This is a genomic window from Sphingomonas adhaesiva, from assembly GCF_036946305.1.
GTDB lineage: Bacteria > Pseudomonadota > Alphaproteobacteria > Sphingomonadales > Sphingomonadaceae > Sphingomonas > Sphingomonas adhaesiva_B.
Genome location: NZ_JAQIJJ010000008.1, coordinates 40,436 through 53,732 on the forward strand (window position 1 = coordinate 40,436; position 13,297 = coordinate 53,732).

Below are 13,297 nucleotides of genomic sequence, written 5' to 3' on the forward strand. Positions count from 1 at the left end.
CGTGGCTGCATCCGCGCGGCTTCGCGCTTCGTACCTTCATACGTTCGCGCCGGAACACCCGTTCCGACCGCGAGCGTACATAAGGGAGGAGCCAAGTGACGATGGAGCAGGATTTGGTCGTCGACGCGTTCGACGCGCGCGTGCATCGCCGCCAGGGGCGACGCGCGTTCTTCACCGCCGCGCTGGGCGCCGCCGGCTCCGCCTTCGTCTTCAGCGATCCGGCCCGGGCGCAGTCCACGGTAACCGACGCCGACGTGCTGAACTTCGCGCTGAACCTCGAATATCTGGAGGCGCAATTCTATCTCTACGCCGTCAACGGCGCCGGGCTGCCCGCGAATCTGACCGCCAGCGGCAGCGGCGCGGCGGGCGGCACCGTCACCGGCGGCGCACGCGTCGATTTCTCCGGCGACGCGCTGGTCGGCGCCTATGCGCGCGAGATCGCGGCGGACGAACAGGCGCATGTCAACTTCCTGCGCACCGCGCTGGGCAGTGCGGCGGTGGCGATGCCCAACATCAACATCTCCGGCGATGCCAGCGGCCCGTTCACCGCGGCAGCGCGCGCGGCGGGGGTGGTCCCGGCGAACGGGACGTTCAACCCCTATGCCAGCCCCAACGACTTCCTGCTGGGCGCGTTCATCTTCGAGGATGTCGGCGTCACCGCCTACAAGGGCGCGGCGCCGCTGATCGGCAACAAGACCTTCCTGGAGGCCGCCGCGGGCATTCTGGCGGTGGAGGCGTATCACGCCGCGATCGTGCGCACGACGCTCTATGCCAAGGGCATCCAGGATCTGGTGACCGCGACGGAGCGCATCTCGAACGCGCGCGACACGCTCGACGGGGCGCCGACCGAGGATCTGGTGCGCGGTATCGCCCCGGACGACGATCAGGGCATCGCCCCCGCCGGCAGCGGCACCACGCTGCGCTCCAACATCGCACCGCTCAACAGCAACGGCCTGGCCTATAGCCGGACGACGGGACAGGTGCTCAACATCGTCTATCTGAACGCCGCGACCACGACCATGGGCGGCTTCTTCCCCAATGGCGTCAACGGCACCATCCGGTCGACCACATGAGCCGGCGATCGCTTCGTCGCGGTCCCGCCAACGCCTCTTTCCAGGGATGACCCCCATGATCGACCATCGCCAAGCTCTCGATATCCTCGCCGCCACCGAAACGCGTCGTGCGGCACGACGACAGTTCCTGAAGGTCGCCGGCGGCAGCACGCTGGCGCTCGGCAGTGCCACCTTGCTCGCCGGCTGCTTCGACTCGGACGGCGACGATGCGCCCAACCCGACGCCCACCCCCACGCCGACCCCGGCCGCGGTCACCGACAGCGACATCCTCAATCTCGCGCTCAACCTCGAATATCTGGAGGCACAATTCTACGCCTATGCCGTCAACGGCGCCGGGCTCTCCTCCAGCCTGACCGCGAGTGGCAGCGGCACCGCGGGCGGCACCGTCACCGGCGGCGCGGCGGTCAATTTCGCCGCGGACCCGCTGGTCGGCGCCTATGCGCGCGAGATCGCCGCGGACGAACTGGCGCATGTCGTCTTCCTGCGCACCGCACTGGGATCGGCAGCGATCGCGATGCCCAACATCAACATTTCCGGTGACGCCAGCGGCGCGTTCACCGCGGCGGCGCGCGCCGCGGGCGTGGTCGGCGCAAACGAGACGTTCAATCCCTATTCCTCGCCGGAGAATTTCCTGCTGGGCGCCTATCTGTTCGAGGATGTCGGCGTCACCGCGTACAAGGGTGCCGCGCCGCTGCTGAGCAGCAAGGTGTTCCTGGAGGCGGCCGCGGGCATCCTGGCGGCGGAGGCGTATCACGCGGGGCTGGTCCGCACCGTCCTCTATGCCAAGGGCGTCGCCACGCCCACGCTGATCACCGCGGCGGGGCGCATCTCCGACGCGCGCGACCAGCTCGATCAGGGCGGCGATACCGATCAGGGGCTGACCACCAGCGGCGGCGGCGCGAACCTCGTCCCCGCCGATGGCGACGCGATCGCCTACAGCCGCAACAGCCAGCAGGTGCATAACATCGTCTATCTCAACACCAGCGGTGCGAACCGAACCGGCGGCGGCTTCTTCCCCAACGGAACCAACAATCCCAACCCCACGCTGCGGGTGGGGCTGCCCTGACGCGCGCCGTCGGACCGATCCAGGACGTGTGGCGGGAGGGCGACGAACGGCCCTTCCGCCCTTTGATGCAAAAGGGAGATATTCGATGAAGATGCTCGTTTCGGCAGCCGGTGCGCTGTCGCTCCTCCTCGCCGTTCCCGCCGCCGCGCAGGAGGATGGCGGGTTCAACGGCCTCTATATCGGCGCCGCCGGCGGCTATGACGTCCAGTCCAACGACGGCGGCTCGGGCGTGCTGTTCGACCGCAACCTCGACGGCCGGTTCGGCGATGTCGTGCGCACCGGGTCGGGGGCGGACGCCTTCTCGCCCGGCTTCTGCAACGGGTCGGCGGCGAACCAGCTGAGCCCCGGCGCGGGCGGGGCGTGTACCAACGACAAGGACGACTGGGCCTATTACGGGCGCATCGGCCTCGATGCGCAGCGCGGCGCGCTGGTCGTCGGCGTGGTGGGCGAGTTCGGCACCACCAACATCACCGATGCGGTCACCGCCTTCTCCAGTACCCCCGCCAGCTATGTCTTCAATCGCGGGATCGACTGGGAGGCGGGCATCCGCGCGCGTGCCGGCTTCACCCCCAACAACACCACCCTGTTCTACGGCACGTTCGGGCCCGGCTATGCGCGGATCGACCGTGCCTTCGGCTCGACCAACACGACCAACACCTTCAGCGGACGCGGAAAGCGCGACCAGTTCGGCTATCAGGCCGGCGGCGGCATCGAGCAGCGCATCGGCAGTTTCTCGATCGGCCTCGAATATCTCTATCATCAATATCGTGACGACGATTATGTCGTGCGCGCCGCCGGCCCCGCCGGCACGCCCTTCACCAACGCCAACAACGGCGGCACCGCCACCGGCACCGACTTCATCCGCTCGGACGACAAGTTCCGCTGGCATTCGATGCGCGCGACGGTGGCGTTCCGCTTCTAACGGAATGCCGAACCGACGGCGGGGGGCGCGATCCAGCGTCGCCCGCCGCCGCTCCCGCTGATTTGGGTCGCAACGGCGCAGTGCCGTCAGTAGATGTCGCGCCGATACCGGCCATCGCCCAGCATGGCCTCCAGCGTATCGTCCCCCAGCGCCGCGGTCAGGACCTGCTGCACGCCGACCGCCATTCCGTCCATGCTGCCGCAGACGTAGATCGCCGCGCCCAACGCGACGGCACCGGCGACGGCGTCGGCCGAGGCGGCCAGCGCGTCCTGGACATAGCGCGGTCCGCATCCCAGCCGGGACCAGGCGGTCATGGACCGCACCAGCGTCCCGCGCGCGGCGTGGGCATGGCGTTCGGCGGCGTGATAATCGTCATGGTCGGGGTGACGTTCGCCCCAGAACAGCCACGCCGGGCCGCCGCCCTGCGCCGCGCGATGGCGAAGGTGTGCGAGCAGCCCGGCGAGGCCGGTGCCGTTGCCGATCAGGATCAGCGGGGTGGCGGGGTCGGCCGGGGCGTGGAACGATGGATTGCGGCGGGTCCGCGCCCGCACGATCCCGCCCATCGGCGCCCCGCCGGTCAGCCAGCCCGATCCCAGGCCGGGGAAGCCGTCGGCCGCGTCGCATCGCCGCACGATCAGCTCGACCCGACCCGACGCCGGGATCGAGGCGATCGAATAGTCGCGATGTGCGAGCGGCTTCAGCGCGGCCGGATCGATGCCGGCGGTGGGATCGTCCGGCAGGATATGCGTCGCCAGCAGTGCGCGAAGCTCTGGCGTGTCGGCCATGCGAGAGGCGCGCAGGAAGGCCTCGACGCGCCGCGGGTCGTGCTCCGGCAGGATTTCGATGATGTCGCCCGCCTGCCAGTCGGCCCGGCCGTCGACCGGCTCCAGCGCGATGTGCCACGCCTCGCCGCCGCTGCTGCCGGGATTGAGGAGCCGGCGCTCGACCAGCCGCCAGTCGTCCATCGGGGCGGGAGCCCAGTCCGGTTGGTCGGTCCGCGCACCCACGCCGACCAGTTGCTGCTGCCATTGGCGCTGGACGTCGGGATCGTCGCCATGCATCTCGATCAGGTCGAACAGGCGCGTCGCCCCGCTTGCGTGCAGCCAGCCGTCGATGCGATGCCCGAAGGCGCAGAAATCGGCATATTCGCGGTCGCCCAGCGCCAGCACGGCATAGCGCAGGTGCGGGAGATCCGCGACACCGCGTGACATCGTCCGCGCGAAGCCACGCGCGGCATCGGGCGGCTCGCCCTCGCCATAGGTGCTCGCGACGACGAACAGGCGCGTCGCCTGCGCCAGCGTCTCCGGCGTCAGCGCCGCGACCGGCACGGCGGCGGCACCGGGCAGCGCCTGTGCGGTCAGCTGCGCGATCCGTTCGGCCGATCCGGTCTGCGACGCGAAGGCGACGATCGTCGGCGCGGCGCCGCCCGGCGTGTCGGGCGCATCCCGCACGACCGCCGCCAGCGCCGCCTTGCGCCGCCGCCGCGCGAGGTACAGCAGGAGGCCGGTGATCGTGAACAGCGGCATCGTCATGCTGGTGAGCAGCATCACGATGCGTCCCGGCAGCCCGAAATAGGCGCCGCGATGAAGCTCATAGACGCTGGTGACGATATCCTCGCCCCAGCGCCGCTGCGCATAGGGGGTGGAGGACAGCATGGCGCCGCTGGTGCCGTCGATCGTGATCTCGTCGGACACGCGGTCGTGCCGTCCGCCGGGCAGCTTGCCGCGGAACTGCACGGTGGCGCCGTCGCGCACCGTCGCGGTCACCTGTTCATAGGCGCGACCGCCGCTCGCCCGGACGAAGCCGGCCCAGGCGAGCGACAGGTCGGCGCGTGCGTCCTTCGCCGCATGGCCCTTGGTGGCGGCCGGCGGGGAGGTCAGCAGGTGCTGCACCCCGTCGCGATACCAGCCATAGGACCACCATAGCCCCGTACTGCCGCTGATCAGGTAGAAGACCAGCACCCAGCCGCCGACCACCGCGTGCAGCGCGCGATGGAGGTTGCGCCCGGTCTTCCGAAGGTCGAGCACGAACCAGTTGCGCCAGTCGAGCGGCCGCCGCGGCCAGCGCAGATAGAGCCCAGACAGCGCGAAATAGATCAGCGACAGCGCGGCGAAGCCCGTGATCTGTCGTCCCCAGCCGTTGCCGTCGCCCGGCAGCGCCATCCATCGATGCAGTTTCTCGACCGTTTCGAAAAAGCGCGCGCCGCCGGCGTCACCCAGCATCGCACCGGTGGCGGGGTCGAGGTAGCTGCGCAGCCGCTCCTTCGACGCACCTAGCGTGTAGGTGACGATCGCGGCGCGCGCGGGATCGCGCTGCGTCACCAGGCGGGTGATGCGCGCGCCGGGATGTCGCGCCTCGACATGCGCGACCAGCTCGGGGCCGGACAGCAGCCGGGCCGTGGCCGGCGCGACCGTGACGATGCCGGGATTGGTCGCCGCGAGCAGCTCCGGCTCGAACGCGATGATCGCCCCCGTCACCCCCATGACGGCGAGGACCAGCCCCGCGGTGATGCCCAGGAACCAGTGGAGTTGGAACAGGACATTGCGCGCCATGTCAGCGGGAACCGCCTCTTGTTAATGAGAGCCATTCGCGTTAGGCGGCGCGCCGACGATGGTCAATGGTTTCGATGGGGGAATGACAATGCGGCGGGGGAATATACGGGGCATGATGCTGTGCGGCGTGGCGCTGATGACGCCGGGCCTCGCATCGCCGGCCGCGGCACAGGCGGTCGTCGAGGCGCAGCACGATGCCGCGGCGGAGGGCGAGGATGTCGTCGTCACCGCCGCGCGGACCGTCCTGCCGCCCAACGCCTTGCCGCTGACGATCGACATCATCGACAAGCAGACACTGGATCAGCAGATCGCGATCTCCGGCAGCATCACCGATGCGGTCGCGGTGCTGACGCCCAGCTTCTCGCCGACGCGGGGCAAGCTGTCGGGTGCGGGCGAGACGTTGCGCGGGCGATCGCCGCTCTATGCGATCAACGGCATCCCGCAGACGACGCCGCTGCGCGATGGCAGCCGCGACGGTTTCACGATCGATGGCTTCTTCATCGACCGGGTCGAGGTGATCTATGGATCGAACGCGCTGCAGGGCGTCGGCGGGACCGGCGGCATCGTTAACCAGGTGACGGTCGGCGCGCCGCGGCAGGAGGGGGTATCCGGGCGGCTGCTGGTACAGGGCACCGCCGCCGACGGCTTCGACGCATCGTCGCTCGGCGGCAAGGTTGCCGGGCTGGTGCAGTACAAGGCGGGCATCGTCGACGTGACGGTGGGCGCCTCCTACGAGCGGCGCGGCGTGTTCTTCGACGCGCAGGATCGCCGTATCGGCATCAACCTGACGCAGGGCGAGACGCAGGATTCGCGCGCCTACGACCTGTTCGCCCGCATCGGCGTGGCGGTGCGGGATACCGGGCGGCTCGACCTGATCGCCAACCGCTACGAGCTGAACGGAGACGGCGATTATATCGCGCTGGCGGGCAACCGCGTGACCGGCGTGCCGACCAGCGCGGTGCGCGGTGATGCGCCGGGCAAGCCCGCCGCCAACCGGGCCGAGGCATTGTCGCTGTCCTATACCGACAGCGACGTCGCGGGCGGCAATCTGACCGCGCAACTCTTCTTCAACCGCACCTACGACACGTTCGGCGGCGAGATCGCGCCGATCGCGACCTTCCAGGATCCCGCGATCGCGCCGGTCGGCACGTTGTTCGACCAGTCGGAGAACCGGTCGCGCAAGCTGGGCGCGCGCGCCAGCTACGAGCGCGCGGTGCCCGGTATCGAGGCGTTGGTCGCCACCGTCGGCTTCGACGCCTTGTGGGACAGGACCGAGCAGCGACTGATCGCCACCGACCGGATCTGGGTCCCGCCCGCCGATTTCCGCAGCCTGGCGCCGTTCGCGCAGGCGAACCTGAAGCTGTTCGACGGCGTGCTGCGGCTGGCCGGCGGCGTGCGGTGGGAGAATGTGACGGTCCGCATCGACGATTATCACACGCTCGCCTCGACGACCTATGACGGTCGCAATGTCGCGACCTATGGCGGGGTGGCCGTGACCGGCGGTGAGCCCGGGTTCGACCGCCTGCTCGTCAATTACGGTGCCATCCTGGAGCCGGTCGCGGGTCTCCGCGCCTATGCCAGCTATGCGCAGGGGTTCACGATGGCCGATATCGGGCGCATCACGCGCGCGGTCGGCACGCAGGGTACGAACCTGAGCAACTTTCGCGCGATCGATCCCGTCGTCTCGGACAATCGCGAGGTCGGCGTGGAGGTGAAGCGCGGGCCGCTGGATGCGAGCGCGACCTATTTCTGGTCGTCGAGCGACAATGGCCAGGTGCTGCTCGCGCTCGGCAACGGCATCTTCCAGGTGCAGCGCCAGCGGGTCGAGATCCAGGGGCTGGAGATCAACCTGGGCGTCAGGACGCCGATCGAAGGCCTGCGGCTGTCGACCGGCTATGCCCACCTGCTCGGCCGCTACGACAGCGACACCGCGGCGCCCGATGGCGTGGTCGACACCGATCTGGACGGCACCAACATCTCGCCGGACCGCCTGAACCTCGCCGCCGACCTTGCTACGGGGCCGTTGACGATGCGCGTGCAGACGCAATTCTATCTCCAGCGCAGCTTCCACGGGAAGGCGAACCCCGATCAGCGCAACAATTTCGGCGGCTATGACGTGACCGACGCCTTCGTGCGCTATCAGACGCGGTTCGGCGGGATCACGCTGAGTGCGCAGAACATCTTCGACGCCTTCTACATCGACTATAACAGCGACACCCGCCTGCCGAACGACAATCTGGCGTTCTTCGCCGGGCGCGGGCGGACGTTCACGCTGGGATGGGACATGCGCTTCTGATCGTCGGGGACCGAGCGGGCTGCGCAGGCCTTCGGCTCGGTCCCGCCGCGGTGCGCCACGTCGTCTCGCAATGGGATTGAAGATCATCCCAATATAGGGTAGGGGGGTATTCTATGTCACACCTCACCAGCAACACCGATGCCTTGCAGAAGCGCGTGCGCCGGATCGTCGGACAGCTTCAGGCCGTGGACCGGGCGCTGGCGGTCGAGGAGGATTGCGCGACGACGCTGCATCTGGTCGCCGCGGTGCGCGGTGCCGTGAACGGGCTGGTCGAGGAATTGATCGAGGCGCATTTGCGCGAGCATGTCGCCGCCGCCGATCTGTCGCCGTCGCAGCGCGATGACGGCGCCGAGGCGTTGATGACGGCGATCCGCCGCTACGCCAAGTGACGCGGCGCGTCGGGATCACGCGTCGATCCACCTGATCTTTCCCGGGAGGCAATGCGATGGGCTATCTGGCCGTGAAGTCGGTCATCTCCGCGATCATGATCGCGCTCGCGTCGGAAATGGCGAAGCGCTATCCGGGCTTTGGCGCGCTGATCGCGTCGTTGCCGCTGGTGTCGGTGCTGGGAATGATCTGGCTGTGGCACGATCGCCCCGATCCGGAGAACATGGCCGCGCATGCCAGCGCGACATTCTGGTATGTCCTGCCCTCGCTGCCGATGTTCCTCGTCATCCCCGTGCTGTTGCGGCACGGCGTGCCCTTCTGGATCGGGCTGGGGGGCGGGTGCCTGCTGACCATCTCGCTCTATATGACGATGATGTGGGTGGGACCGCGCTTCGGCCTGCCGCTGTAGGCCGGCGTTCGCGTCGTGCGTCAGCCGGCGACCGTGCGCAGCGATCGTTCGATATCGCCGCCGCAATAGGCGTCCCCGTAATCGGCGAAGCTCTTCCGCTTCAGCGCGTCGAGCGCGGGCAGCGCCTGGATCCGCCGGGTCAGCCCCCAGATCGTCGGCGTCGTCTCCGCTCCCAGCGTCGCGATCGTCGGCAAGCGGTCGGCCATGGTCGACCACAACGTCGCGGTCACGATGTCGGCGACTCCCGGCGCGGGGGTGCCGAGCAGGAAGCCGCGATCGGCACTCAGCCCATGGCGCGCGCCGACCGCGTCGAAGATGCGCATCCATTTGCGCAGCCGCGGCACGAACGCCTCCCATGCGGACGGCGTCCACATCGATGTGCCGCCGTTCCGCGTCAGTTCGTCGATCACGTCGTTGGCGTCGTTCACCACCTTGGCGGTCAGCGCCCGCCCTTCCGCGGTGTCCGGCAGCAGATCCAGACGCTCGCCCAGATACAGCGCGATCGCCGCCATCTGCGAGATCGCGCACCTCGTCTCACCGTCGATCAGCAGCGGCGGCCCCATGAAGGCGATCGGTTGCTCGGCGGGATCGCGTTCGAGGAGCGCGGCATTCTCGTCCGCATCATGCTCGGTCCAGCTCTTGCCGGCATAAGCGAGGATGGCGCGGATGAACTGACCGCGAAACGGCAGCGGCCAGTAATAGAGGTCGTAATCGCTCATGACGGGCTCTCGCGGTGGTGACGGGGAGAGAATGACGGCATGGCCGCATCGTTCCTGACCGGCGGTCACCCGGCGGGTTCAACGCTTCCGCGCCACGATGGCGTGCATCCTGCCGCAGGCTCGATCGTGCGTGACGGAAAAGCCGGTCCGCTCCAGCCCGGCGGTCAGGTCCGCGGGCGACAGGCGCAGCTTGCGGTAGCTGCTCTTGCGCAACGTCCAGCCTTCCGGGGAGCGGACATGGATCAGGTCGCTGACAGTCACCGTCTCGGGCGCATAGTCGAGCGCGCAGAGCATGATGCGGTCGTCGTCGGCACGGACGGGCAGGAAGCGGTCCAGTCCGCGCGGCTCGGCCGACAGATCACGAAACGTCAGCACCAGCCAGCCGCCGGGGCACAGCCGATCGTGCGCGTCGTCGAACAGGCGGAACACGTCGCCGCGATGGTCGAGATGGGGCAGCGTGTCGCCCATGCAGGCGATGGCGTCGGCGCTGCCCGGTGCGACCAGGGTCGTGAACGCGCGCAGGTCCGCCTGTTCGGTGCGGATCGCGCGGTCGCCCTTGGCCGCCGCCAGTTCGTCCAGCAGCGCGCGGCTGGTGTCGACGGCCAGCACCGTGCGCGCGCCGATGTCGCTGAGCGCACAGGATTGATAACCCGGCCCGCACCCCAGATCGACCGCGAGGCCGGTCGGCGCGACGCCCAGTTCGGTCAGCAGCGCGCGTTGCTCGTCGACCTTCTGCGCGAAGGGCAGCCCGCTCATCCACGAATAATGCGCCGCGAGCAGATCGTCGTAGTGGCGCTGTACGTCATTCGTCATCACGTTCTCCTGTTGCGAGCGGGGAGCCGGCGGGCGCTTATGGCGTGCGTGCGCGGACGCTCCAGCACGCCGCGTCGAACCGCGCCATGCCGTCCGTCACGAACGGCGCGAAGGCGGCATCCAGCCGCGCCTCCGCATCGCGCCGCGCCGGCGCGTCCAGTGTCGGCAGCACCATGCCGGCCCGTCCCATGCGACGGATGTAGAGCGACAGCTCGGCCACGGTCATGGTGCAGGGCAGCGCAAACGGCTGGATGTCGATCTCCGTCCAGCCGCTCGCCTCCAGGATCGCGGCGACCCGTCGCGCATCGGCAAAGGCGAACTGGCCGGGCGCATGGGGGTCGGACGGCGTGTCGCCGCCCGCGATCGGGGCGATCACCCGCTCCGCCGTCGCCATGAAGGGATTGTCCGCGGCGCTGCGCCAGACCGCGCACTCCAGCGTTCCGCCGGGACGCACCGCACCGGCGATCCGCGCGAAGGCGACGACCGGATCGTCGAAGAACATGATGCCGAAGCGCGACACCACGGCATCGTGATGCCGCCTGCCGAAGTTGTGGCGCTGCGCGTCGCCGGTCACGAACTCCACATGGTCCAGCCTCGCCGCGGTGGCGCGACACCGGGCGATCGCGGTCAGGGCGGGGGAGATGTCGATGCCGGTGCATCGCGCGCCTGGCCCCAGCCGCCGTGCGATCGCCAGCGTGGTCGCGCCCGCCCCGCACCCGATATCCAGGATATCGCGGGCGCCGTGCGCCGCCACGCGCTCCGCGATCCACTCCTCGAACGGCAGGAACAGCCGGTCGAGCAGCGGCTGGAGTTCCGCCCAGGTGTCGCCGCGACGGGCGGGCCATGACGCAGGGTCGGTCGACGTTCGCTGTTCCACCGCAAGATCCTTGTTCGACGGGGTGAGTCGCGCCATCGTGCCACTTCAAGTTCGGTTGAGGTCAAGATGGCGCTGATCGATATCGCGGAGGTGGCAAAACGCTCCGGCGTGCCGGCGTCGACGCTGCGCTTCTACGAGGAGCGGGGGCTGATCCGGGCGATCGGGCGCCGTGGCCTGCGCCGCACCTTCGACGCGGACATCTTCGACCGGCTGTCGCTGATCGCCTTGGGACGGGTCGCGGGGTTCTCGCTCGCGGAGATCGGCGGCATGCTGGGACCGGACGGCGCGCCCGCGATCGACCGTGCGATGCTTCAGGCGAAGGCGGATGGCATCGATCGCACCATCCGCCGGCTCACCGCGCTGCGCGACGGCCTGCGTCACGCCGCCGATTGTCCCGCGCCGCGCCATGCCGACTGCCCCACCTTCCAGCGGTTGCGCGCGGTCGCGGCCGGTCGTGCGCGTCGGTGATCGCGCGCGGTCGCGACGTCAGTCGCCCGGCGGCACGAAGGCGCGCCGGGCAGCCGCGGCGCGGTCGCGGATGATGCAGCCGTCGACATGGTCGTTGACCAGGCCCATCGCCTGCATGAAGGCATGGACGGTGGTCGGCCCCACGAACGTCCAGCCGCGCTTCTTCAGATCCTTCGACAAGGCGATCGACGCCGGCGAGGTCGATGCCGTCTGCGGCGCGGCGCGTTCCTCCGCCGCCGGCTCGAACCGCCAGACATAGGCGGCGAGCGATCCCTCGCGCGTCACCAGTTCCTGCGCGCGCCGGGCATTGTTGACGACGGCGGCGATCTTGCCGCGATGGCGGACGATGCCGGTGTCGTGAAGCAGCCGTTCGACATCCGTATCGGTGAACGCGGCGATGCGATCGATGGCGAAATCGTGGAACGCCGCGCGGAAATTCTCGCGTTTGGCGAGGATGGTGCGCCAGCTGAGACCCGACTGGAACCCCTCCAGGCACAGTTTCTCGAACAGGCGACGGTCGTCGTCGACCGGAAAGCCCCATTCGGTGTCGTGATAGGCGAGGAAGTCGGGCGCCGCCGCGCACCAGCGGCAGCGTGGCTGCCCATCCGGGCCGGGGATCGTCGCGGTCATCGTTCAGCCCTTCAGGAAGGCGAGGCGCGCGTCGGTGCGCCCCGGTGCGACGGCCAGGATCTCCGCGACGACCACGCCGTGCGCGACGAAGGGATCGTCCTGCACGCGCGCCGCGATCGCCGCCGGGGACGCATCCTGCGCGAGGATCATGCCGCCCGCCGACGGTTGAAGGCTGCCGACCAGCAGGAACACGCCGTCGGCGACGCCGCGGTCGATCCAGTCGTTGTGCGCGTCGATCAGCGACGCGGCCTTCGTCTTGTCGGCGAAGCGGAGGATGATGACGAACATGGCGGCTCCTTCAGGCGGTCGGGCGGGGCGAGGGGGACGGGTCGAGGGGAGTCGGGTCGAGGGGAGACGGGGCGGGCGGGCATCGGGCCAGCAGCCACGCCTCCATGTCCGCGACCTCGCGGCGCACGAACGCCGCGTCGCGCAGCGCGGTGGCGAGCGTGGCGACGCCCTGGCTACGCATCAGCAGGTGGAGCGCCAGCGCATCCGCCTCCGCGGCATGACCCAGCGCGGCGAACTGCCGGGCAAGCCAGTCGCGGAACAGCGCGAACAGCCCGGCGGCATCGTCCCTGGCGGCATGGTCGCGCTTCGCCAGCTCGTTGCACAATGTGCCGACCGGGCAACCATGCGCCATGATCGCGGCGCCGTTCGCGACCAGCAGGTGGATGAAGCGGCGAATCCGGTCGACGGGGGTTTGCGCCTCGCTCTCCCACCCGTCCAGCATCGCGCTGGTCTGCGCGCGCCGATGCTCGATCACCGCGTCCAGGATCTCGTCCTTGGTCCTGAAATGATAATAGAAGTTGCCGCGCGACAGCCCGGCCTCTCCAGCGATGTCGGCGAACGACGTCGCCGCATAGCCGCGCGCATAGAAGAGCCGGTCGGCGACATCCACGATATGCCGGCGTGTATCGTTCGCGCCCATCCTCCGCCTCCCGTCACGATGCGCCGTCGACTGTCCGGACAGTCTCTAGGACGTTTGCCCTATTGATTAGGGCAAATGTCCTAGAGGATCAAGAGTGGCCCGGTGCGTCCGGTCGCTCGCTGTTGGTGCCCGCGCATCGCTCGGCAATGCTGATCGC

At 69.3% G+C, this 13,297-nt stretch carries 14 protein-coding genes; 7 read left to right on the forward strand and 7 right to left on the reverse strand.

The window, feature by feature from the left end:
* The first annotated feature begins 101 nt into the window (after positions 1-101).
* From PGN14_RS13755 to PGN14_RS13765, 3 genes are all read left to right on the forward strand, one after another.
* A complete protein-coding gene (locus PGN14_RS13755; RefSeq protein ID WP_335300154.1) occupies positions 102-1,073 on the forward strand; it encodes a ferritin-like domain-containing protein in 972 nt (323 codons plus the stop codon).
* Positions 1,074-1,128: 55 nt separating this feature from the next.
* Positions 1,129-2,139, forward strand: coding sequence for a ferritin-like domain-containing protein (locus tag PGN14_RS13760; RefSeq protein ID WP_335300155.1), 1,011 nt, complete (start codon positions 1,129-1,131; stop codon positions 2,137-2,139).
* Between the two features lie 85 nt (positions 2,140-2,224).
* Positions 2,225-3,061: an outer membrane protein gene (locus tag PGN14_RS13765; RefSeq protein ID WP_335300156.1), complete on the forward strand. Its 837-nt coding sequence runs from the start codon at positions 2,225-2,227 to the stop codon at positions 3,059-3,061.
* Positions 3,062-3,147: 86 nt separating this feature from the next.
* Here PGN14_RS13765 and PGN14_RS13770 read toward each other — a convergent pair whose 3' ends face one another.
* Complete coding sequence (locus PGN14_RS13770) at positions 3,148-5,613, reverse strand: sulfite reductase flavoprotein subunit alpha (RefSeq protein ID WP_335300157.1); 2,466 nt, start codon at positions 5,611-5,613, stop codon at positions 3,148-3,150.
* A gap of 112 nt (positions 5,614-5,725) precedes the next feature.
* Between PGN14_RS13770 and PGN14_RS13775 the strand changes: the two genes are divergently transcribed.
* The 3 genes from PGN14_RS13775 to PGN14_RS13785 all read left to right on the forward strand — a co-directional run bounded on the left by PGN14_RS13775 (position 5,726) and on the right by PGN14_RS13785 (position 8,705).
* The gene (locus tag PGN14_RS13775; RefSeq protein WP_335300158.1) at positions 5,726-7,909 is read left to right on the forward strand and encodes a TonB-dependent receptor; all 2,184 of its coding nucleotides are present in this window, start codon (positions 5,726-5,728) and stop codon (positions 7,907-7,909) included.
* Between the two features lie 113 nt (positions 7,910-8,022).
* A complete protein-coding gene (locus PGN14_RS13780) occupies positions 8,023-8,298 on the forward strand; it encodes a metal/formaldehyde-sensitive transcriptional repressor (RefSeq protein ID WP_335300159.1) in 276 nt (91 codons plus the stop codon).
* A 56-nt stretch (positions 8,299-8,354) separates the two neighbouring features.
* On the forward strand, positions 8,355-8,705 hold the full coding sequence (locus tag PGN14_RS13785) for a DUF3147 family protein (RefSeq protein ID WP_335300160.1): 351 nt from the start codon (positions 8,355-8,357) through the stop codon (positions 8,703-8,705).
* A 20-nt stretch (positions 8,706-8,725) separates the two neighbouring features.
* On the opposite strand, the gene PGN14_RS13790 is transcribed toward PGN14_RS13785, so the two are convergent.
* The 3 genes from PGN14_RS13790 to PGN14_RS13800 all read right to left on the reverse strand — a co-directional run bounded on the left by PGN14_RS13790 (position 8,726) and on the right by PGN14_RS13800 (position 11,150).
* Positions 8,726-9,424, reverse strand: a complete 699-nt coding sequence (locus tag PGN14_RS13790; protein WP_335300161.1) for a glutathione S-transferase — start codon at positions 9,422-9,424, stop codon at positions 8,726-8,728.
* Between the two features lie 78 nt (positions 9,425-9,502).
* Positions 9,503-10,237 (reverse strand): class I SAM-dependent DNA methyltransferase, encoded by a 735-nt coding sequence (locus PGN14_RS13795; RefSeq protein WP_335300162.1) that lies wholly within the window; start codon positions 10,235-10,237, stop codon positions 9,503-9,505.
* 37 nt (positions 10,238-10,274) lie between these two features.
* A complete protein-coding gene (locus PGN14_RS13800; protein WP_335300163.1) occupies positions 10,275-11,150 on the reverse strand; it encodes a class I SAM-dependent methyltransferase in 876 nt (291 codons plus the stop codon).
* 30 nt (positions 11,151-11,180) lie between these two features.
* Here PGN14_RS13800 and PGN14_RS13805 point away from each other — a divergent pair, with 30 nt between their 5' ends.
* Positions 11,181-11,582 carry a helix-turn-helix domain-containing protein gene (locus PGN14_RS13805; protein ID WP_335300164.1) on the forward strand — a complete coding sequence of 134 codons (402 nt, stop codon included), beginning with the start codon at positions 11,181-11,183 and terminating at the stop codon, positions 11,580-11,582.
* Positions 11,583-11,600: 18 nt separating this feature from the next.
* On the opposite strand, the gene PGN14_RS13810 is transcribed toward PGN14_RS13805, so the two are convergent.
* The 3 genes from PGN14_RS13810 to PGN14_RS13820 are packed head-to-tail and all read right to left on the reverse strand — an operon-like array spanning position 11,601 to position 13,140.
* The gene (locus PGN14_RS13810) at positions 11,601-12,212 is read right to left on the reverse strand and encodes a DNA-3-methyladenine glycosylase I (protein ID WP_335300165.1); all 612 of its coding nucleotides are present in this window, start codon (positions 12,210-12,212) and stop codon (positions 11,601-11,603) included.
* 3 nt (positions 12,213-12,215) lie between these two features.
* Positions 12,216-12,500, reverse strand: coding sequence for a YciI family protein (locus PGN14_RS13815; protein ID WP_335300166.1), 285 nt, complete (start codon positions 12,498-12,500; stop codon positions 12,216-12,218).
* Between the two features lie 10 nt (positions 12,501-12,510).
* Entirely contained in the window at positions 12,511-13,140 is a 630-nt protein-coding gene (locus tag PGN14_RS13820; protein WP_335300167.1) for a TetR/AcrR family transcriptional regulator, read from the reverse strand.
* Between the last annotated feature and the right edge of the window lie 157 nt (positions 13,141-13,297).

Bases quoted from the DNA above. Each gene is read 5' to 3' on its own strand.
- PGN14_RS13755 (WP_335300154.1), top strand. From the start codon at position 102: ATGGAGCAGGATTTGGTCGTCGACGCGTTCGACGCGCGCGTGCATCGC.
- PGN14_RS13760 (WP_335300155.1), top strand. From the start codon at position 1,129: ATGATCGACCATCGCCAAGCTCTCGATATCCTCGCCGCCACCGAAACG.
- PGN14_RS13765 (WP_335300156.1), top strand. From the start codon at position 2,225: ATGAAGATGCTCGTTTCGGCAGCCGGTGCGCTGTCGCTCCTCCTCGCC.
- PGN14_RS13770 (WP_335300157.1), bottom strand. From the start codon at position 5,613: ATGGCGCGCAATGTCCTGTTCCAACTCCACTGGTTCCTGGGCATCACC.
- PGN14_RS13775 (WP_335300158.1), top strand. From the start codon at position 5,726: ATGATGCTGTGCGGCGTGGCGCTGATGACGCCGGGCCTCGCATCGCCG.
- PGN14_RS13780 (WP_335300159.1), top strand. From the start codon at position 8,023: ATGTCACACCTCACCAGCAACACCGATGCCTTGCAGAAGCGCGTGCGC.
- PGN14_RS13785 (WP_335300160.1), top strand. From the start codon at position 8,355: ATGGGCTATCTGGCCGTGAAGTCGGTCATCTCCGCGATCATGATCGCG.
- PGN14_RS13790 (WP_335300161.1), bottom strand. From the start codon at position 9,424: ATGAGCGATTACGACCTCTATTACTGGCCGCTGCCGTTTCGCGGTCAG.
- PGN14_RS13795 (WP_335300162.1), bottom strand. From the start codon at position 10,237: ATGACGAATGACGTACAGCGCCACTACGACGATCTGCTCGCGGCGCAT.
- PGN14_RS13800 (WP_335300163.1), bottom strand. From the start codon at position 11,150: ATGGCGCGACTCACCCCGTCGAACAAGGATCTTGCGGTGGAACAGCGA.
- PGN14_RS13805 (WP_335300164.1), top strand. From the start codon at position 11,181: ATGGCGCTGATCGATATCGCGGAGGTGGCAAAACGCTCCGGCGTGCCG.
- PGN14_RS13810 (WP_335300165.1), bottom strand. From the start codon at position 12,212: ATGACCGCGACGATCCCCGGCCCGGATGGGCAGCCACGCTGCCGCTGG.
- PGN14_RS13815 (WP_335300166.1), bottom strand. From the start codon at position 12,500: ATGTTCGTCATCATCCTCCGCTTCGCCGACAAGACGAAGGCCGCGTCG.
- PGN14_RS13820 (WP_335300167.1), bottom strand. From the start codon at position 13,140: ATGGGCGCGAACGATACACGCCGGCATATCGTGGATGTCGCCGACCGG.